The organism is Telluria mixta, from assembly GCF_029223865.1.
GTDB lineage: Bacteria > Pseudomonadota > Gammaproteobacteria > Burkholderiales > Burkholderiaceae_D > Telluria > Telluria mixta.
Map to the genome: position 1 here is coordinate 2,520,934 of NZ_CP119520.1, position 19,157 is coordinate 2,540,090.

Consider the following 19,157-nt stretch of genomic DNA (forward strand, 5'->3'; position numbering starts at 1 on the left):
CTCGTGGCCGTGGCCACGGGACCGCTGTATGCTCAGACGGCGACACCGGCGTCCCCCGCCCCGACGAGCAGGACCTGCCGATCACGATGCGCGCCGAGGAGTTCGACGGCCGTCCGGACCGCATCCTGAACATGGTGCGCAACGTCGAGATCACGCGCGGCGCCACCGGCGTCACGGCGGACACGGCGTGCTACCGCCGCGTCGACGACGAGGTCACGGCGGAAGGCCACATCACGATGTGGCGCTTCGGCGACCGCTACAAGGGCGACGCACTGCAGCTGAACCTGGAAACGGGTAAAGGCTGGGTGCTGCACCCCGAATATCGCCTGGCGCTGAACAATGCGCAGGGCAAGGCGCAGCGCATCAACTTCCTGGGCGAGGACCAGGCCGTCGTCGTCGACGGCACGTACAGCACGTGCGAAGGCCCCGATCCGGACTGGTATCTTAAATCCAGCACGTTGCGCCTGGACCAGGGCCGCGACGTCGGCACGGCCGGCAAGACGATCATCTATTTCAAGGACGTGCCCATCATCGGCCTGCCCGCGATGTCGTTCTCGCTGTCCGGCGCGCGCCGCTCCGGCTGGCTGCCGCCCACGCTCGGCGCCGGTTCCAAGGGCTCGGCCGAACTGATGGTGCCGTATTACTTCAACATCGCGCCCAACCGCGACCTGACGGTGTTCCCGCGCTACATCTTCGCGCGCGGCCTGCAGCTGGGCGCGACGGGACGCTACCTGGGCGAGACGGACCGCGGCCCGTACCACGGCGAGACGCACGTCGAATATCTCGCCAACGACCGGCTGGCGCACCGCAACCGCTGGTGGGTCGACACGCTGCACAACCAGTTCCTGGCGCCCAACTGGACGTACGGCTGGAATGCGCACGCGGCGTCCGACAACGAATACCCGTCCGACTTCTCGCGCACCGTCGCGGCCAGTGCGGAGCGCCAGCTGCTGCGCGAGCTGCGCACCGACTACTACGGCAAGTACTGGAACCTGACGGCCCGCGTGCAGAGCTACCAGGTGCTGCAGGACCCGGGCGCCGTCGCGAATCCGGACCTGACCGTGGCCACGCCGTACAACCGCCTGCCGACGATTAACTTCCACGCCGGCCGCTACGACGTGCTGGGCGGCTTCGACTGGGCGGTGGACGCGGAAGCCACGCGCTTCACGCACCCGGACGACAAGCAGGTGCAGGGCGACCGTGCCAACATGGTGGCGCAGGTGAGCTATCCGTGGGTGCATCCGGGCTGGTTCGTCACGCCCAAGCTGATGCTGCACGCGACCCAGTACAACCTGACGCACAACGCCGTCGGCGCGGACGACAAGATCTCGCGCGTGCTGCCCACGTTCTCGCTGGACAGCGGCCTCGTGTTCGAGCGCAAGTCGTCGCTGTTCGGGCCGGACGGCACGCAGACCCTGGAACCGCGCCTGTTCTACGTGCGCACGCCGTACAAGGACCAGGCCGACATCCCGAACTTCGACACGGGCATCGCGGGCTTCAACTATGCCCAGCTGTTCACGGAAAACCGCTTCGTCGGCGCCGACAAGGTGTCGGATGCGAACCAGTTGACGGCGGCGATCGTCTCGCGCTTCATCGAGTCCAACGGCGCCGAGCGCCTGCGCCTCGCGGTCGGCAGCCGCTATTACTTCGCCGATCCGCGCGTGCGCCTGAACGCGAACGAGCAAAGCAACCAGAAGCGGTCGGACGCGCTGGTGGCGGCGTCGGGCCGCATTTCGGAGTCGTGGACCTTCGACAGCGGCGTACAATACGATGCACAGGCGCGCAGCCTGTACAGCTCGAACGTCGGGATGCAGTGGCAGCCGGCCCCGATGAAGGTGTTGAACGTCGAATACCGCTTCCAGCGCGACACCTTCGGCCTCGCCAACGGCTTCCGCAACGCCGACGTCTCCGGCCAGTGGCCGCTGTCGCAACGCTGGTATGGCGTGAGCCGGGTCAGCTACTCGGTGCGCGACCGCAAGCTGCTCGAGAGCCTCGTGGGGCTCGAGTACAAGGCGGATTGCTGGGTGTTCCGCATGGGCGCGCAGCGTTTCGTGACGGCCGCGCAGACCGTCTCGACGACGAGCTTCTTCCAGCTCGAGCTGAACGGCCTGTCGCGCCTGGGCTTCGGTAACGCGCTGGACACTTTCAACAAGAGCATTCCCGGCTACACCCGGCTGAACACCAACGTCGGCCGCCCCTGACCGGGCCATGGACAACCAGATACCTGAAATGAGTGCTTCCCTGAATATGCGTACTACCCGTCTGTCTCCGCTCCGCCCGCACCAGATCAAGCTCGCGGCGGTGCTGCTGTGCGCCCTCGCCACCGGCGATGTCCTGGCCCAGGCCAAGCCGGCGGCTCCTGCCGCGGCTGCACCATCCACCGGAGCGCCGGCCGCCAAGCCGGGCACCGGCTTCCTGCCGCCGGCGTCGAGCAGCGCCCACGTCATCGATTCCGTGTACGTGATCGTCAACGACGAAGTCATCACCAAGCGCGAAGTCGAGCAGCGCATGGCCGAGATCACCCAGCGCCTGAAGGCGCAGGGTGCCCAGATGCCGGCCGAGGAAGACCTGCGCCGCCAGGTCGTCGAGGCGATGATCACCGAACGCGCCCAGCTCCAGCTGGCCAAGGAAATGGGCGTGCGCGTCGACGACACGACGCTCGACCGCGCCATCGGCCGCATCGCCGAGAACCAGAAGATGACCGTGCAGGACATGCGCAACGCGATGGAGAAGGACGGCCTGGCGTTCTCCCAGTTCCGCGAGCAGATCCGCAACGAGATCATGATGCAGCGCCTGATCGAGCATGAAGTCGACAGCAAGATCCAGGTGACGGACGCCGAGATCGACACGTACATGGCCGCCGAGAAGGCCGCCGCCGCCGACCGCGTGGAGATGGACATCTCGCAGATCCTCGTGCGCATCCCGGAAAACGCGTCGCCCGAACAGATCGCCGCCCGCAAGGCGCGCGCCGATGAAGTGGCGCGCCAGCTGCGCACGGGTGCCGACTTCGCCAAGATCGCCGCCACGTATTCCGATTCGCCGGACGCGCTGAAAGGCGGCTCCGTCGGCTGGCGCGACCCGGACCGCCTGCCTCCGATCTTCGCGAGCGAACTGCACAAGCTGAAGCCGGGCCAGGTGACGCCGGTGATCCGCACCAACGTCGGCTTCCACATCATCAAACTCGTCGACCAGCGCAAGCTGGCCGATGCGCAGAAGGCCGACCAGGCCGTCGTGCAGCAGACGCACGCACGCCACATCCTGCTGAAGATCACGCCGACGCAGAGCGAGGACGACGCCCGCAAGAAGCTCGCCGAGATCAAGCAGAAGATCGACAGCAAGCAGGCGACGTTCGAAGACATGGCACGCCAGTTCTCGAACGACGGCTCGGCCTCGAAGGGCGGCGACCTGGGCTGGCTGTTCCCGGGCGACGCGATGCCGGAATTCGAGAACCCGATGAACGCGCTGAAGCCGGGTGAAGTGTCCGACATCATCAAGACGCCGTTGGGCCTGCACCTCGTCCAGGTCATCGAGCGCAAGGCGGAAGACGTGTCGAAGGAGAAGGAACGCTCGGCCGCGCGCCAGGTCCTCACCGACCGCAAGCGCCAGGAAGCGCTGGAAGACTGGAGCCGCCAAGTCCGCGACCGCGCCTACGTCGAGTTCCGCGAGGACAAGTAAGTGGCCTCGAGCCTACGTCCCACGCTGGCGATCACGGTCGGCGAGCCGGCCGGCATCGGTCCGGAGATCTCGATCCGCGCCGCGTGGGCGCTGCGCGGCGAGTCCCGCTGCGTGCTCGTGGGCGATGCCGCCTTCCTGTCTCTCACGGCGAGCCTGATCGACCCAAGCATCCGCCTGTCCGCGATCTCCACGCTGGCCCTGCGCCACAGCGGCCTGCCGCACTTCGGTCCGGACATCATTCCCGTCGTCGACGTGCCGCTCGATGCGCACGTCGTGCCGGGCAAGCTGGATGCCGCCAACGGCCGCGCCGTGCTGGTCACGCTCGATCTCGCGATCGAGGGTACCCGGGCCGGCTGGTGGGATGCCATCGTCACGGCGCCGCTGCAGAAGAGCACCATCAACGATGCCGGTGTCGCGTTTTCCGGCCACACGGAATACCTGGCCGAGAAGACGGATACGCCCAAGGTCGTCATGATGCTGGCCGGTTCGCCGGGGAACGATCAACCGTATCTGCGCGTGGCGCTGGCCACGACGCACCTGCCCTTGAAAGACGTGCCCGCGGCGATCACGAAGGACAGCCTCACGCAGGTGCTGGACATCCTGCACGCGGACCTCGTGCGCAAGTTCGGCATCGCGGCGCCGCGGATCCTCGTGACGGGGCTGAACCCGCACGCAGGCGAGAACGGCTACCTGGGCCGCGAAGAGATCGACGTGATCACGCCTGTGCTGGAAGACGCCCGCAACCGCGGCATCGACGCGCGCGGCCCGTATCCGGCCGACACGCTGTTTCAACCAAAATACCTGCAGGATGCCGACGCCGTGCTGGCCATGTACCACGACCAGGGCCTGCCCGTGCTCAAGTACGCCACGTTCGGCCGCGGCGTCAACATCACCCTCGGCCTGCCGCTGATCCGCACGTCCGTCGACCACGGCACGGCGCTCGATCTCGCTGCCCAGGGCCTCGGCCAGGCCGATTGCGGCAGCATGGAAGAGGCGATCCGCGTCGCCGTCGCCATGGTGCGCGCACAACAGCAACAACCCGCATAAGACAATGAAACATGTAGCCCGCAAGCGCTTCGGCCAGAACTTCCTGACCGACGACCACGTCCTCCACGACATCATCGAAGGGATCGATCCGCGCCGCGGCGATACCATGGTCGAAATCGGCCCGGGCCTGGCCGCGATGACGGCGCTGCTGCTCAAGGAGCTCGACCACATGCACGTGGTCGAACTGGACCGCGATCTCGTCGCGCGCCTGGAAAAAGCGTATCCGCGCGAACGGCTGACCATTCACTCGGGCGACGCGCTGAAGTTCGACTTCGGCAGCATCCCCGTCCCGGAAGGGAAGAAGCTGCGCGTGGTGGGCAACCTGCCGTACAACATCTCCAGCCCGCTGCTGTTCCACCTGGCCGACTACGCCCACGTCATCGAGGACCAGCACTTCATGCTGCAGAAAGAGGTCGTGGAGCGCATGGTGGCGGAGCCGGGCACGAAGGCCTATGGCCGCCTGTCCGTGATGCTCCAGTGGCGCTACGACATGGCGCTGCTGTTCATCGTGCCGCCGACGGCGTTCGATCCGCCGCCGCAAGTCGATTCCGCCATCGTGCGCATGGTGCCGACGAAGCGCCAGCTGCCGGCCGATGCCAAGACGCTGGAAGCCGTCGTGCAGAAGGCATTCTCGCAGCGTCGCAAGGTGATCCGCAACTGCGTGGCCGGCATGTTCACCGAACAGCAGCTCGTCGACGCGGGCATCGACCCGGGCGCCCGTCCGGAAGCCGTGGGGCTCGAGCAGTACGTGGCGCTGGCCAACATCCTCAAGCCGCAAGCCTGACATTTATCGGCCGGGCTGCCAGCCGCGCGCCCGCGCCGCTTCCTCACCCGCAGCGTCGAGCGGCTTGCCCGCGATGCGCGCGTCGATCGCGTCCAGCACGGCCGGCGGCAACGCGCTGCCGGCCTGGCGGTAGCCGCCCGACGCTTCCTTCTCCGCCTCGGTCAGCACGGGAATCCGCCATTGTCCGCCTTCCCGGCACGCGAGGCCGGCCGACGCGCCCATGACGAAGCCGCGACAATAGGCGCCGTCGCGGGCGGCGAAGCTCACACCGACCTTCACCGTGCCATCGGTCTTGCCGCCGACCTGGCGGTCGAGCGCGGACGCCAGTTCCCCGCGTGCCACCACCTGGTTGCCGTTGCCGGCGATGGCGGGACCGCCGCCGGGGATCATTTTCCCGGCAAGGACGCCGACGACGAGCGTGGCCGCCAGCGCACCCCATTCCGGCCACGACCAGCCCCGGCGCTCAGTTCGTTTCTCACGCGCCGCTTCCAGCGATACCACGTTCGCAGGCGCGGGCGGCTGCAACCGCGCGGGCACGGGCTCGTCGAGGATGCCGGCAAACGCGGCGGCCACGTCCATGCGCAGGGCGCAGTGGCGCTCCACGGCGGCGGCGATGGCGGGATCGGTGCGCATCGCCTGTTCGATGGCGGCCCGTTCGGCGGGATCGAGCTCGCCGTCGGCATAGGCCATCAGGGTGTCATCGGAATACGTCATGGTGTCCTTCGTGTCGGGTCGGCGAGGAGTTGCTGCAGGGCGTCGCGGGCGCGCGCGAGGCGGCTGGTGAGGGTCCCGACCGGGATCTCGAGCACGTCGGCCGCTTCCTTGTACGGCAGGCCGTCCACGAGCACGAGGCCGACGACGAGCCGGTGCTCCTCGGACAGCAGGCTGATCGCCTTCTGGAGCGCGAGCCGCTGCTGGTGCGCCTGCGCCGTGTCGTCGCCCACATGTTCGCCTTCCTCCTCGGGCGCGAACAACTCCGCGCGCCGCGTCCGGCTGCGCACTTCGTCGATCCACGCGTTCTTGATGATGCGGAACAGCCAGCTGTCGAGCCGCGTCCCCGGTTCCCACTGCTCGCTGCGGCCGAGCGCGCGCTCCATCGCGATCTGGACGAGGTCGTCCGCGTCTTCGCGATGAAAGGTCAGCGCCCGCGCGAAGCGGCGCATGCGGGGCAGCAGGGCGGCGATGTCGTCGGCAAGCATGGTGTCTCTTCAGGTAAACGATCCGCACATGGATTTTCTTCCCTGCGCCGTTCGTTGATCAGGTATTCCGGTTAATCATATATGATCCGCCCATGAAATTCCCCCTTGTAAATATGCGTGGTGTCGTTGCCGTGGCGCTCCTGTGCAGCATGGCGTCCGCGCATGCGCAACTGGGCCTGCCGTCGCTGCCGCTGCCGAACCGGATCGGTCCGCTGGGGCTGGACGGGCTGCGGCGCCCGGTCGACCGGTTGCTCGACCGCGCGCCGTTGCCGGATCTCGGCAGCCTGCGCCTCGACACCGTCCGGCGCCTGCTGCGCGACCATCCGGACCAGGTCGAGGCCGACCCGCGCGGCGAGCCTGCATTGCGCGGCGAGGTGCTGGCGGGCGCGCCGTCGGAGGCGGCCCTGCAGGCGGCGCGGGACGCCGGCGCGACGGTCGTGCGCGACGAGATGCTGCCGGGGCTGGGCGAGCGCATGGTGGTGCTGCGCCTGCCGTCCGGCGCGTCGACGGCGGCCATGGTCGAGCGGCTGCGCGCGATCGATCCGGCAGGCAGTTACGACTTCAACCACGTCTACACGGGCAGTGGAGAAGCGGGCGGCACCCGCGCCGGTGAGGGGGCTGCCGTGCGCATCGGCCTCGTCGACAGCGGCGTCGACGGCGCCCACCCCGTGTTCGAGGACGCCGCGATCGTGCGCTGGGGCTGCGGCGGCCAGGAGATTCCCGCGCCGCACGGCACCGCGGTGGCGGCGCTGATGGTCGGGCGCTCCGACCACCTGCGCGGCGCGGCGCCGGGGGCCAGCCTGTACGCGGCCGACGTGTACTGCGGCAGCCCGGTGGGCGGCGCGGCCGACCGCATCGCCGCCGCGCTGGGCTGGCTGGACCAGCAGGCCGTCGGCGTCGTCAACATCAGCCTCGTCGGCCCGGCCAATGTGCTGCTGGCGCGCGCCGTCGCCGCGCTGCAGGCGCGCGGACACCTGCTCGTGGCCGCCGTCGGCAACGATGGGCCGGCGGCGCCGCCGCTGTACCCGGCCAGTTACCCCGGCGTCGTGGGCGTGACGGGTGTCGACCGGCGCGGACGGCCGCTGCCGGAAGCGGCGCGCGGACCGCAGGTGAAATTCGCCGCGCCGGGGAGCCAGATGGTGAGTGCCGCGCCGGGCACGCCGCCGTACCGCCAGGTGCGCGGCACGTCGTTCGCGGCGCCCATTGTCGCGGCCCTGCTGGCGCAGCGCCTGCCCCGGCCGGACCGGGCCGCCGCCGCGCGTGCCGTGGATGCGCTCGCGCGCGAGGCCGGCGGGGCCGTCGCGAACGACGAGACCGGCTACGGCATCGTCGGCGCGAGCCTGCGCACGGACCCGGCGGACCTGCGCTGAAAATTTTTTTCGAAGGGATGGAAGAAAACGGCGAGCCCATCCGTTTTCCTTGTATCGGCGGTGAGATGCACCGCCCCATCACAAGGAGAACAGTCATGAAAGCCAAATACCTCGCCCTCGTCCTCGCCCTCGGTCTCGCCACCCAGGCCCACGCCCAACTGCTCGGCGGCGGGCTCGGCGGTTCATTGGGCGGCTCGCTGGGCGGTTCCGTTGGCGGCCTGGGAGGGATGAGCCGGATGAACGACATGGGCCGTATGCACACGATGGGCGGCACGCTGCGCGATACGGCGGATGGCGTGCGCGGCGAGGCGGCCGGCCGCGCGAGCCGCGCCGCCAGCCAGCAGGCGGCGGACAGTGCGTCCGGTAGCGCCGCACCGGCACAGCGGCCGGGCCTGCTGGCAGGTACCGGCAACCTCACCGGCAGCCTCGCCGGCACGGCCGGCGCCGAGCGTTCGGCATCGGTCGATGCGGGTAGTGGCCGGGCATCGGGCCGCGCAGACGGCTCCGGCTCGGCGAGCGTCGATAGCGGTGCCATCACCGGTGCGCTGGGCGGAGCGGCGGGCCAGGCACGCGAGCGTATGGCGAGTTCCGGCAGCGAAGCGGCAGGGACCGTCCGCGGTGCGGCAGGCCAGGCACGCGACCGCGCGGCCGCGGCCCGTGGCGAGGCGGCAGGGACCGCGCGTGGCGCCGTCGGCTCGGTCCGTGACACGGCGTCGTCCATGAACGGCAGCGTGGCCGTCGAGGGCAGCGCGAGCGGTTCGGCGAAAGGCAGCGCCGGCGGCTCGGGCACCGGCGCGAGCCAGTCGTCCGGTACCACGTCGCGTCCGTAAGACGCGTTACAGCCGTCCTTGCCAGTACCGGCGCGCCTTGTCGAACACGCGCGCGCCGATCTTTCTTCCCACTTCCTGAGCGGGGCCAGCGCCCGCCTGCCGGGCCACGTCCGTGAACGTGGCGGCCGCGTCCAGGCGGTCGCTGCCCGTGAAGCGGCGCAGCACCTCGGCGGCCGCAAAGGCGGCGCCAGGGCCGTCGCGCGCGGCGTCGTCCGCGTCGGCCAGCGCATTGGCCAGCGCGAAAAACAGCAGCACGTCGCGGTCGTCGTCATGTCCGTCACGGATGGACACGCGCTGCGCCACGTCGCACCAGACCTCGACGAGTGCCAGCGGCCGTGCGGCGACGGCCGGGCGGACCTCGGCCGGCATCAGCGCGAACGGCTGGTCGCGGTGGCGGACGTCGAGGATCGCCGCCGCCTGTGTGCGGCCGATGCCCTCCGGCGTGAACGGACCCGCCTCCGTGCCGGCGTCGGCGTCCAGGCCGGCGAGGACGGCATGGGCTGCATGACCCATCGCGGCGGCCTTGCTGGCGGCGTCGCGCGCGGCATGTGGCAGCCGCACGGCCACGCCATGCGCGGTCTGGCGGGCGTTGTCATCGTAGGCCGCCCACGCGTTGTACATGCAGGTATGCACGAGGGCGAGCGCACGCGCGGATGGCGCGGCGCCGAGCGTGCGCAGCGCCAGCGCATTCCAGGCCCGCACCGTCGCCAAGTGCGTTCCGGCCCCGTCTGCCTCGAGTTCCAGGATGTTTTGCCGATCCATGTTCCCCCCTTTGTGCCCTCGACGAGTATCGCCAGCGAGTCCGGCCCGGTTGTTGAGCGTTCTCATGCGTCCGCCGCGCATGCGGCAACGCACCATCCGCCTTTTACACCTTTTATCCCGTGTTTTTTGCGTTTCGTCGCACACCGGTGGAAGGGAAGGGGGCGCGCGCCTAAAGTGACACCATCAACGAAACGAAACCTTCAAGGAGAGCCAAAATGAACGTCCTCAAACACATGGAAGCCATCTTCCTCGCCGCCGCCGTCCTCGTGGGTGTGACGAGCGCCGCACACGCCGCCAGCATCGCCAAGCACGAGCGTTACGACGCGCAGGTGACGATCGAAGGCCAGCAGATGGCCGTCGTCAAAGTGACCGCGAAGCGCCTGGGCGCCGTCGACAAAGCCGCCATCTGAACACGTCAAGGAGAACGCAAATGAACATCCTGAAAAACATGGAAGCCATCTTCCTCGCCGCCGCCGTCCTCGTGGGCGTCACCAGCGCCGCGCACGCCGCCAGCATCGCCAAGCATGAGCGCTACGATGCGCAAGTGACGATCGAAGGCCAGCAGATGGCCGTCGTCAAGGTCACCGCGAAGCGCCTGTAACACGCCATATCGAAGCAGCTGCCGCCCGGCAGTGAAGACGAAGAACGCGCAGCTCGAGAGCGCCGTTCGACCTTGGCCCCAGAGGCCATCGCACCAGAAGATACAGAAACTTGGCCGGCACCTCCGCCGGTACCCCGCAGACCTTGATCCGCCGCGACGGCAGGCCGCCGCAGGGACGATTATTGCCTGCCCTTTGCCGCATGGGCGAAAAAAAAGCCCGCTGTTGAGGCGGGCTTAAATCCAATTCTTTCTGAGGAGAGTTGGAGGAGACAGGTACTATTATGCTGCGCTACAGCATATCAGTCCAATTTTTGTTTCGCATATTCGTTATAAGAATTTGCGATATCTCATCCATTCTCTCGAGGCTTAGTTATTGACGCAGGTCACGACCAGGTTCTTCACGCCACCGGCCGCTTCCGCCGCATCGTCCATCGTGCCGCCGCCCGAGCCGTTCGCGCCGCCGGTGACCTTGCAGGTCTGGGCGGGGTTGGTCGGCTGCGTCAGGACCGTCACGCCATAGGTCGTGTTGTACGGCACCGGATTCATGAAGAGCTGGATGTCGGCGCCGGTCGGCTTCTGGTTGGCGTCCAGCACCGGGCTGACGGCGATGGTGCCGGTCGTGCTGCCGTTTGCCAGGACAAGGCCGGTACCGGTCAGGCCCTTGACGGTACCCGAGAGCTCGTAGGTGTTGATCGAGCAGACGAAGCGGATGTCGATCTTGGCCAGCTGGCCGGCCGTGCCGTACGCCGGGAACAGGCTCTGCGAGCAGGTCTGGTGCTTCGGCTGGGCGCCACCGGAGGCAGTGTGGTTGACGACGGTCGCGCCTTTCGGGATGACCTCATATTCCTGGCCGTATTCGAGCTGGTTCGGGAAGGTCAGGACGACATCCTGGCCGGCCGTGGCCGGCGGATTGACGGTCAGGTCCTGGCCGTTCGTGCTCAGGACCAGGCCCGAGTACTGCAGGTTGCTGACCGTGACGTTGATCGGGAACGTGGCCTTGCCGCCACCGCCGCAGGCGGCCAGCGTGGCCAGGACCGCGAGGGCGAGGGCCGGACGCGCGAGGGAAAACTTCATGTGGGTCTCTCCAGATTCCAGATTTAAGCGCAGGTGACGGTGACGGTCGTGGTTTCGGTCGCGCCCATGATGCCCGAGCCGTTGCCGCTGCTGCCGCCGCTGACGGTGCAGGTCTGGCCGGTCGGCTGGGTCAGGACGGTGACGCCGTAGGCGCCGTCTTCGTTCACGGGAGACATCGTCACGGTTTTCGTGCCGGCCGCGACGGTCTGCTTGTCGGAGCCGTTGATGAGCACGAGGCCGCTGGTCGTGAGGTTGTTGATGGCCGCCGTCAGTGCGCGCTTGCGGATCGTGCAGGTCACGCTGATCTGCGCGATCGTGTAATAGTTGGCGCGCGCCCTGCCGTTGTTGACGACGCAATCCTCGACCTTGGCGACGTTCGACGGGACAGCCTTGACCTTGATGTCGAACTGGTCGTCGGTCGAGATGCGGTCGCTGAACTGGAACGAGGTGTAGGGCGTCGTCACGGCCAGGTCGTTGCCGCCATTATTCGTCAGCACCAGGCCGTCCTTGGTGACGTTATAGACGCTGCCGGTCAGGTACAGGTCGCCGCTCCCGCCGCCGCAGGCGGACAGGCCCAGCGCGCATGCCAGCGCTACAACGCCGGCACGCAGGATCGAGCTCTTCATAAAATCTCCACAGTGGAATGGGTGGCGCGCGGACGCTGCGCCGGTACGGCTGAATAGAAAAATACCCATCATTTTAGTGCATTTGGCAAGCCGCGGCCCTATTTGGCTTTGTATCACGGTGTAACCATGAGCCCGTGTCCGGGGCGCCATTGCTTTTCGGCGCTGCCCTCGTTATGCTTGGACCGCCCCTTTCCACTCTCCAAGCTTCGTTTCCGGAGCCGCAATCCCGACCATGAACCCGCGCCGCGCCTGGCCCAAAGCCATCCTGTTCGACCTCGACGACACGCTGTGGCCCATCGCTCCCGTGATCCTCCAGGCCGAAGAGAAGCTGTTCGCCTGGCTGCGCGAGCACGCGCCGCGCGTGGCGGAGCGCTTCACGATCGACACCCTGCGCCAGGCGCGCCTGGAACTGCTGGCGCGCAAGCCCGAGTTCCAGCTCGACCTCGGCAAGCTGCGCTATGCCGGCCTCGTCGACGCCTTCCAGCAGGCCGGCGAGGATGCCGCCAAGGTCGAGCACGCGATGGCGCAGTTCTTCGCCGCGCGCAATGCCGTGATCCCGTACGATGACGTGCTGCCGGGCCTCCTGAAACTGAAGAACCGCGTGCTGGTCGGCTCGATCTCGAACGGCAACGCCGACCTGCGCACGATCGGCCTGTCGCACCATTTCAAGGTGTCGGTGGCGGCGTCCCAGTTTGGCGTGGCCAAGCCGGACGCGGCGATCTTCCTGGCCGCCTGCAAGGAACTGGGCGTGGCACCCGAGGATGCGGTCTATGTCGGCGACGACGTGCTGCTCGACGTGCAGGGCGCCCAGCGCGCCGGCCTGCGCGCCGTGTGGATGAACCGCACGGGGTCGACGAAGCACCTGGAGCACGAGGTGGTGCCGGATGCGATCGTGCGCGACTTCGACGAGTTGCTGGACTGGCTCAAGCGCGAGCACGGATAAAGCACAACCGTCGATCGAACGTGCATAATGACATAAATGAAACGAAATCCTGGCTAGACCATGCAACTCGATAACCGTGCACAAACCCTGTTGAAAGCCCTGGTCGAGCGCTACATCGCCGACGGCCAGCCGGTCGGTTCGCGCGCGCTGTCGAAGATCTCCGGCCTCGATCTCTCTCCGGCCACGATCCGCAACATCATGGCCGACCTCGAGGAAATGGGCTACGTCGCCAGTCCGCACACGTCGGCCGGCCGTATTCCGACGCCGCGCGGCTACCGCCTGTTCGTCGACACCCTGCTCACCGTGCAGCAGATCGACGAGAATGCGGTGGAAGCCGGCATGCGCCTGCCCGCGCACCAGCCGCAGAAGGTGATCGCGAACGCGGCCCAGATGCTGTCGTCGCTGTCGCAGTTCGCCGGCGTCGTGCAGAGCCCGCGGCGCGAATCGGCGTTCCAGCAGATCGAATTCCTGCGCCTGTCGGAAAAGCGCATCCTGCTCGTGATTGTCGACCCGCGCGGCGACGTGCAGAACCGGCTGCTGCTGACCGACGTCGATTATTCGCCGGCGCAGCTGATCCAGTCCGCGAATTACCTGAACCAGCATTTCGCCGGCCTGTCGTTCGACCAGGTGCGCGCGCGCCTGACGGGCGAACTGCGCCAGCTGCGCGACGACATGGGGCGCCTGATGCAGGCCGCGGTGGAGGCGGGCAGCGAAGCGCTGGCCGAGACGGACGACATGGTCATCGCGGGCGAGCGCAATCTGCTCTCGGTGGCCGACCTGTCGTCCAACATGAGCTCGCTGCGCCAGATGTTCGAGATGTTCGAGCAGAAGACGGGCCTCATGCAGCTGCTCGACGTGTCCAGCAAGGCCGGCGGCGTGCAGATTTTTATTGGCGGCGAATCGAAGCTCGTGCCGATGGACGAGATGAGTGTCGTCACCGCGCCGTACGAAGTGAACGGCAAGATCGTCGGCACCCTCGGTGTCATCGGGCCTACGCGCATGGCCTACGAGCGCGTGATCCCGATCGTCGACATCACGGCCAAGCTGCTGTCGAATGCGCTGAGTCACTCCTGACGGGAGCGCCGGGCTTCAATGCCGGTGCGGACAATCCGTCTTCTGGCAGTGGCCGTAGATGGCCAGGGCGTGTTCGGCGATCTTGAAGCCGCGTTCGCTGGCGATCTTCTGCTGGCGGCTTTCGATTTCGTCGTCGTAGAACTCTTCCACGTGGCCGCAGTCAAGACACACGAGGTGGTCGTGGTGTGAGCCGGCATTCAGCTCGTAGATCGCCTTGCCGGTTTCAAAGTGATTGCGGTTCAGGAGGCCGGCCTGTTCGAACTGGGTCAGCACCCGGTAGACGGTCGCCAGGCCCACGTCCATGTTTTCGTTCAGCAGGGTCTTGTAGACGTCTTCCGCCGTCAGGTGCCGCACCGCGCTGTTCTGGAAAATTTCCAGGATTTTCAGCCGAGGCAAGGTCGCTTTCAGGCCGCTGGCTTTCAGGTCGGTTGGATTGTTGCTCATGTTTTGTTACTCGGATATGGGCGGAGTGCTTTATGATATAGCGTTTTACAAGCTCCCGCCTCATCGATTTTAAGGTCAGATATGCGCACTAAAGCCGTTTTCCATCGTTCCCACGCACGGGCAGCGCTCGTGGCCGGCCTCGCCTGCATGACGCTGGCGCTGTCCGGCTGCGCGGCCTGGCGTAACCAGACCAAGCCGGCCGAGCCGGTGAGCACCGCCCCCGCCGCGGTCGCCGCCGATGCCGGCAAGTCGGCGGCAATCGCGAATTCGGGCGCGCAGACGACGACCGTCACCCAGCTGCAGAAATTCCTCTGGATCTTCTCGCCGTACCGCCCGGACATCCAGCAGGGCAATTTCGTGTCGCAGGAAATGCTGAACCAGCTGAAGGTCGGCCAGACCCGCGACCAGGTGAAATTCATTCTCGGCACCCCGCTGCTGCAGGACGCCTTCCACAAGGACCGCTGGGATTACCCGTTCTACCTTGCGCGCGGCAACGGCGAGCTGACCACCAGCCGCGTCACCGTCTACTTCAAGGACGACAAGGTCGACCACTTCGACGGCGGCAACCTGCCGACGGAACGCGAATACATCAATCGCCTGATCGGCATCTCGAAATACGAAACCAAGACCGAGCAGGAATCGCTGGACGAGCTCAAGCGCAAGCGCGACGAGGCTGCGAAAGGCGGCGGAGGACAATAATATGACCCAACTGAAAATCGCCGTTGCCGGCGCGAGCGGCCGCATGGGCCGCATGCTGATCGAAGCCATCGCCGCCGCACCGGACGCCGTCCTGGCCGGCGCCCTCGACCGCGAAGGCAACCCGTTCATCAATTCGGACGCCGGCGCGTTTTCCGGCCAGTTGACCGGTGTCGTGATCCAGTCCGACCTGGCCAAGGGCCTGGCGGACGCCGACTTCCTGATCGATTTCACGCGCCCGGAAGGCACGTTGCACCACCTGGAATACTGCGCCGCGCACGGCATCAAGATGATCATCGGCACCACCGGTTTCGATGACGCCGGCAAGGCCGCCATCCGCGCCGCCGCCGAAAAGACCGCGATCGTGTTCGCCCCGAACATGAGCATCGGCGTGAACGTCACGTTGAAGCTGCTGGAAATGGCGGCCAAGAATTTCTCCGAGGGCTATGACATCGAGATCGTCGAAGCCCACCACCGCCACAAGGTCGATGCCCCGTCCGGCACCGCGCTCAAGATGGGCGAAGTGATCGCCGACGCCCTCGGCCGCGACCTGAAGGAATGTGCCGTCTACGGCCGCGAAGGCGTGACGGGCGAGCGCGACCCGTCGACGATCGGCTTCGCCACCGTGCGCGGCGGCGACATCGTGGGCGACCACACCGTGCTGTTCGCCGGTATCGGCGAGCGCATCGAGATCAGCCACAAATCCAGCAGCCGCGTCAGCTACGCCCAGGGCTCGCTGCGCGCCGCGCGGTATATTGCCGACAAGGCAACGGGTCTGTACGACATGCAGGACGTCCTCGGCCTCAAGGCCTGACCCGCACACGCCCGCCGAACTGGACGGCTTTGCCGGCGATCTGCTGGCATACTGGCATATATCTCCGTCGTTCCCGCGAAGGCGGGAACCCAATTTCGTACGCGGATCGACAACGCCTGCAGAACTTGGGCCCCTGCCTCCGCAGGGGCGACGTTGTTTTACGTTACCTAACAGGAGACTTTCCATGGCCACCGTCGAGCTCAACGGCGCCGCGATCACCGATGCGGAAAGCTTTCACGTCGAGAGCCAGCGTGCGTTCGGCTTTCCCGATTCGTACCCGCACACGATGGATTCCTGGGTCGATTGCCTGAGCTATCTGCGCGACGAAGACGGCATGAGCAGCGTCCGCCTGAAGAAGGACGAGGTGCTGCACATCGTCGTGACGCACTCGGAGGCCCTGCGCGAACGGGCGCCGGACGTGCTGGAAGAGATGGCCTTTTGCATTATCGGCATCAACGAGCGCTACGAGGACTATGGCGAGAAGGCGGCGCTGGAGCTCGAACTGCGATAGGTCGCTTGTCATGTGACACGATATAATGTTCTGCTCACCTCTTTCAGTCTGCAGAACATCATGCAAGAAAAATATAGTCCAGCCGAAGTCGAACAGGCCGCGCAGGCCTACTGGAAGTCGATCGACGCGTATAAAGCCGTCGAGAACGACCCGCGTTTCCCGAAAGGCAAGTATTACGCCTGCTCGATGCTGCCCTATCCGTCGGGCAAGCTGCACATGGGTCACGTGCGCAACTATACGATCAATGACGTGATGTACCGCTACCTGCGGATGAACGGCTACAACGTGCTGATGCCGATGGGCTGGGACGCCTTCGGCATGCCCGCCGAGAACGCGGCGATGGCGAACAACGTGCCGCCGGCCCAGTGGACCTATTCGAACATCGCCCACATGCGCGGCCAGATGGAGTCGATGGGTCTCGCGATCGACTGGTCGCGTGAGATGACCGCCTGCAAGCCGGACTACTACAAGTGGAACCAGTGGATGTTCCTCAAGATGCTCGAGAAGGGCATCATCTACCAGAAGACCGGCACCGTGAACTGGGACCCGGTCGACCAGACCGTGCTCGCGAACGAGCAGGTCATCGACGGCAAGGGCTGGCGCTCGGGCGCGACCGTCGAAAAGCGCGAGATCCCGATGTACTACGTGCGCATCACGGACTACGCCGACGAACTGCTGGACCACGTCGAACACAAGCTGCCGGGGTGGCCGGAGCGCGTGCGCATCATGCAGGCCAACTGGATCGGCAAGTCGACCGGCGTGCGCTTCGCATTCCCGCACGTGATCATGGACGAGCAGGGTGAGCTCATCAACGAGGGCAAGCTGTACGTCTTCACGACGCGTGCCGATACGATCATGGGCGTGACTTTCTGCGCCGTCGCGCCGGAACACGCATTGGCCCAGCACGCGGCCAAGGACAATCCGGAACTGCAGGCGTTCATCGCCGAGTGCAAGCAGGGTTCCGTCATCGAAGCCGACATGGCGACGATGGAAAAGAAGGGCATGCCGACCGGCCTGTTCGTGACGCATCCGATCTCCGGCGAGCAGGTGCCGGTCTGGGTCGGCAACTACGTGCTGATCACCTACGGCGACGGCGCCGTGATGGGCGTGCCGGCCCACGACGAGCGCGACTTCGGCTTCGCGAAAAAATACGACCTGCCGATCAAGCAGGTGGTGGCCGTGGAAGGCGAGACGTTCTCGCTGGACGGCTGGCAGGAGTGGTACGGCGACAAGGAACGCGGCGTCGTCATCAACTCGGGCAAGTACGACGGCCTGGATTACACGGCGGCCGTCAACGCCGTCGCGGGCGACCTCGCGAACCTGGAGCTGGGCGACAAGAAGGTCACGTTCCGCCTGCGCGACTGGGGCATCTCGCGCCAGCGCTACTGGGGCACGCCGATCCCGATGATCCACTGCGAGAAGTGCGGCACGGTGCCGGTCCCCGAGAAGGACCTGCCGGTCGTGCTGCCGGAAGACTGCGTCCCGGACGGTTCCGGCAACCCGCTGAAGAAACACGAAGCGTTCCTGAAGGTCGACTGCCCGTGCTGCGGCGCGCCGGCACGCCGCGAGACGGACACGATGGACACGTTCATCGACTCGTCCTGGTACTACATGCGCTATACGTCGCCGGGTTCGAACGACGCGATGGTCGACCCGGCCCGCAACGATTACTGGATGCCGATGGACCAGTACATCGGCGGCATCGAACACGCCGTGCTGCACCTGCTGTACGCGCGCTTCTGGACGAAGGTCATGCGCGACTTCGGCCTCGTGAAATTCGACGAGCCGTTCGTCAACCTGCTCACGCAGGGCATGGTGCTGAACGAGACCTATTATCGCGAAGAGGAATCCGGCAAGAAGACCTGGTACAACCCGGCCGACGTGAGCCTGACGTTCGATGAGCGCGGCCGTCCGCAATCGGCGGTGCTGAAGGAAGACGGCCAGCCGGTCGTCATCGGCGGCACCGAGAAGATGTCGAAGTCGAAGAACAACGGCATCGACCCGCAGGCGCAGATCGAGCAGTACGGCGCGGATACCGCCCGCCTGTTCACGATGTTCGCCGCGCCGCCGGAGCAGACCCTGGAATGGTCGGAATCGGGCGTGGAAGGCGCGAGCCGTTTCCTGCGCCGCGTCTGGGCATTCGCTTATGCCCAGCGCGAGCGCGTGGCCGCCGCACTGGCCGGCCAGCAGGCAGGGACGCTCGACGAATCGCAGAAGACGCTGCGCCGCGAAGTGCACAAGGTGCTGCAGCAGGCCGACTACGACTTCAAGCGCATCCAGTACAACACGGTCGTCTCGGCCTGCATGAAGATGCTCAATACCTTGGAGTCGGCGAAGCTGGCGGAAGGCGCTGCAAGCGACGCCGTGATCACGGAAGGCCTGTCGATCTTCCTGCGCATGCTGAACCCGGTCGCGCCGCACATCACGCACGCGCTGTGGCAGGAACTCGGCTACGCCGGCAAGTACGGCGACATCCTGAACGTGGCCTGGCCGGAAGTGGATCCGGCCGCGCTGGAACAGGCCGAGGTCGAGCTGATGATCCAGGTGAACGGCAAGCTGCGCGGTTCGGTGAAGGTGCCGAAGGAAGCCGACAAGGCCGCCATCGAAGCCGCCGCGCTGGCGTCGGAAGCGGCGCAGAAGTTCGTCGAAGGCACGCCGAAGAAGGTCATCGTCGTCCCCGGCAAACTGATCAACATCGTGGTGTAAG

General features: G+C 66.5%; 20 protein-coding genes. 14 read left to right on the plus strand and 6 right to left on the minus strand.

Annotated features, from left to right (window positions below):
• The first annotated feature begins 86 nt into the window (after window positions 1–86).
• From P0M04_RS11210 to rsmA, 4 genes are read left to right on the plus strand one after another with little or no spacing between them, the layout of a single operon-like run.
• The gene (locus P0M04_RS11210) at window positions 87–2,201 is read left to right on the plus strand and encodes an LPS-assembly protein LptD (RefSeq protein ID WP_307734401.1); all 2,115 of its coding nucleotides are present in this window, start codon (window positions 87–89) and stop codon (window positions 2,199–2,201) included.
• Window positions 2,202–2,247: 46 nt separating this feature from the next.
• The gene (locus P0M04_RS11215; protein ID WP_259450564.1) at window positions 2,248–3,675 is read left to right on the plus strand and encodes a peptidylprolyl isomerase; all 1,428 of its coding nucleotides are present in this window, start codon (window positions 2,248–2,250) and stop codon (window positions 3,673–3,675) included.
• Window positions 3,676–4,722: a 4-hydroxythreonine-4-phosphate dehydrogenase PdxA gene (pdxA, locus tag P0M04_RS11220; RefSeq protein WP_259450565.1), complete on the plus strand. Its 1,047-nt coding sequence runs from the start codon at window positions 3,676–3,678 to the stop codon at window positions 4,720–4,722.
• 4 nt (window positions 4,723–4,726) lie between these two features.
• Entirely contained in the window at window positions 4,727–5,506 is a 780-nt protein-coding gene (gene rsmA, locus P0M04_RS11225; RefSeq protein WP_259450566.1) for a 16S rRNA (adenine(1518)-N(6)/adenine(1519)-N(6))-dimethyltransferase RsmA, read from the plus strand.
• A gap of 3 nt (window positions 5,507–5,509) precedes the next feature.
• Here rsmA and P0M04_RS11230 read toward each other — a convergent pair whose 3' ends face one another.
• Together P0M04_RS11230 and P0M04_RS11235 are read right to left on the minus strand one after the other, a co-directional pair.
• Window positions 5,510–6,220, minus strand: a complete 711-nt coding sequence (locus tag P0M04_RS11230; RefSeq protein WP_259450567.1) for an anti-sigma factor family protein — start codon at window positions 6,218–6,220, stop codon at window positions 5,510–5,512.
• Window positions 6,217–6,705, minus strand: coding sequence for an RNA polymerase sigma factor (locus P0M04_RS11235; protein WP_056123962.1), 489 nt, complete (start codon window positions 6,703–6,705; stop codon window positions 6,217–6,219). The genes P0M04_RS11230 and P0M04_RS11235 overlap by 4 nt, the downstream gene beginning before the upstream one ends.
• A 92-nt stretch (window positions 6,706–6,797) precedes the next feature.
• Between P0M04_RS11235 and P0M04_RS11240 the strand changes: the two genes are divergently transcribed.
• Together P0M04_RS11240 and P0M04_RS11245 are read left to right on the plus strand one after the other, a co-directional pair.
• A complete protein-coding gene (locus tag P0M04_RS11240) occupies window positions 6,798–8,075 on the plus strand; it encodes a S8 family serine peptidase (RefSeq protein ID WP_259450568.1) in 1,278 nt (425 codons plus the stop codon).
• 95 nt (window positions 8,076–8,170) lie between these two features.
• On the plus strand, window positions 8,171–8,905 hold the full coding sequence (locus tag P0M04_RS11245) for a hypothetical protein (protein WP_259450569.1): 735 nt from the start codon (window positions 8,171–8,173) through the stop codon (window positions 8,903–8,905).
• A 6-nt stretch (window positions 8,906–8,911) separates the two neighbouring features.
• Here the strand turns inward: P0M04_RS11245 and P0M04_RS11250 are convergent, their stop codons facing one another.
• Window positions 8,912–9,667, minus strand: a complete 756-nt coding sequence (locus P0M04_RS11250; RefSeq protein ID WP_259450570.1) for a hypothetical protein — start codon at window positions 9,665–9,667, stop codon at window positions 8,912–8,914.
• Between the two features lie 215 nt (window positions 9,668–9,882).
• Between P0M04_RS11250 and P0M04_RS11255 the strand changes: the two genes are divergently transcribed.
• Both P0M04_RS11255 and P0M04_RS11260 read left to right on the plus strand, forming a co-directional pair.
• Window positions 9,883–10,077 carry a hypothetical protein gene (locus P0M04_RS11255; RefSeq protein WP_259450571.1) on the plus strand — a complete coding sequence of 65 codons (195 nt, stop codon included), beginning with the start codon at window positions 9,883–9,885 and terminating at the stop codon, window positions 10,075–10,077.
• Between the two features lie 20 nt (window positions 10,078–10,097).
• Window positions 10,098–10,268 carry a hypothetical protein gene (locus tag P0M04_RS11260; protein WP_259450572.1) on the plus strand — a complete coding sequence of 57 codons (171 nt, stop codon included), beginning with the start codon at window positions 10,098–10,100 and terminating at the stop codon, window positions 10,266–10,268.
• A 366-nt stretch (window positions 10,269–10,634) separates the two neighbouring features.
• Here the strand turns inward: P0M04_RS11260 and P0M04_RS11265 are convergent, their stop codons facing one another.
• Together P0M04_RS11265 and P0M04_RS11270 are read right to left on the minus strand one after the other, a co-directional pair.
• A complete protein-coding gene (locus P0M04_RS11265) occupies window positions 10,635–11,342 on the minus strand; it encodes a hypothetical protein (RefSeq protein ID WP_259450573.1) in 708 nt (235 codons plus the stop codon).
• 23 nt (window positions 11,343–11,365) lie between these two features.
• Complete coding sequence (locus P0M04_RS11270) at window positions 11,366–11,968, minus strand: hypothetical protein (protein WP_259450574.1); 603 nt, start codon at window positions 11,966–11,968, stop codon at window positions 11,366–11,368.
• 232 nt (window positions 11,969–12,200) lie between these two features.
• On the opposite strand from P0M04_RS11270, the gene P0M04_RS11275 reads away from it, so the two are divergent.
• A complete protein-coding gene (locus tag P0M04_RS11275) occupies window positions 12,201–12,911 on the plus strand; it encodes an HAD family hydrolase (RefSeq protein ID WP_259450575.1) in 711 nt (236 codons plus the stop codon).
• A 60-nt stretch (window positions 12,912–12,971) separates the two neighbouring features.
• The gene (gene hrcA, locus P0M04_RS11280; protein WP_259450576.1) at window positions 12,972–13,985 is read left to right on the plus strand and encodes a heat-inducible transcriptional repressor HrcA; all 1,014 of its coding nucleotides are present in this window, start codon (window positions 12,972–12,974) and stop codon (window positions 13,983–13,985) included.
• A 15-nt stretch (window positions 13,986–14,000) separates the two neighbouring features.
• On the opposite strand, the gene fur is transcribed toward hrcA, so the two are convergent.
• Window positions 14,001–14,429, minus strand: coding sequence for a ferric iron uptake transcriptional regulator (gene fur / locus P0M04_RS11285; protein WP_036234473.1), 429 nt, complete (start codon window positions 14,427–14,429; stop codon window positions 14,001–14,003).
• Between the two features lie 81 nt (window positions 14,430–14,510).
• Between fur and P0M04_RS11290 the strand changes: the two genes are divergently transcribed.
• From P0M04_RS11290 to leuS, 4 genes are all read left to right on the plus strand, one after another.
• Window positions 14,511–15,128, plus strand: a complete 618-nt coding sequence (locus P0M04_RS11290) for an outer membrane protein assembly factor BamE (protein WP_259450577.1) — start codon at window positions 14,511–14,513, stop codon at window positions 15,126–15,128.
• A gap of 1 nt (window position 15,129) precedes the next feature.
• Window positions 15,130–15,939, plus strand: coding sequence for a 4-hydroxy-tetrahydrodipicolinate reductase (gene dapB / locus P0M04_RS11295; protein WP_259450578.1), 810 nt, complete (start codon window positions 15,130–15,132; stop codon window positions 15,937–15,939).
• A 184-nt stretch (window positions 15,940–16,123) separates the two neighbouring features.
• On the plus strand, window positions 16,124–16,450 hold the full coding sequence (locus tag P0M04_RS11300) for a barstar family protein (protein WP_259450579.1): 327 nt from the start codon (window positions 16,124–16,126) through the stop codon (window positions 16,448–16,450).
• A 60-nt stretch (window positions 16,451–16,510) separates the two neighbouring features.
• Window positions 16,511–19,156 (plus strand): leucine--tRNA ligase, encoded by a 2,646-nt coding sequence (gene leuS / locus P0M04_RS11305; RefSeq protein WP_259450580.1) that lies wholly within the window; start codon window positions 16,511–16,513, stop codon window positions 19,154–19,156.
• Window position 19,157 lies beyond the last annotated feature (1 nt).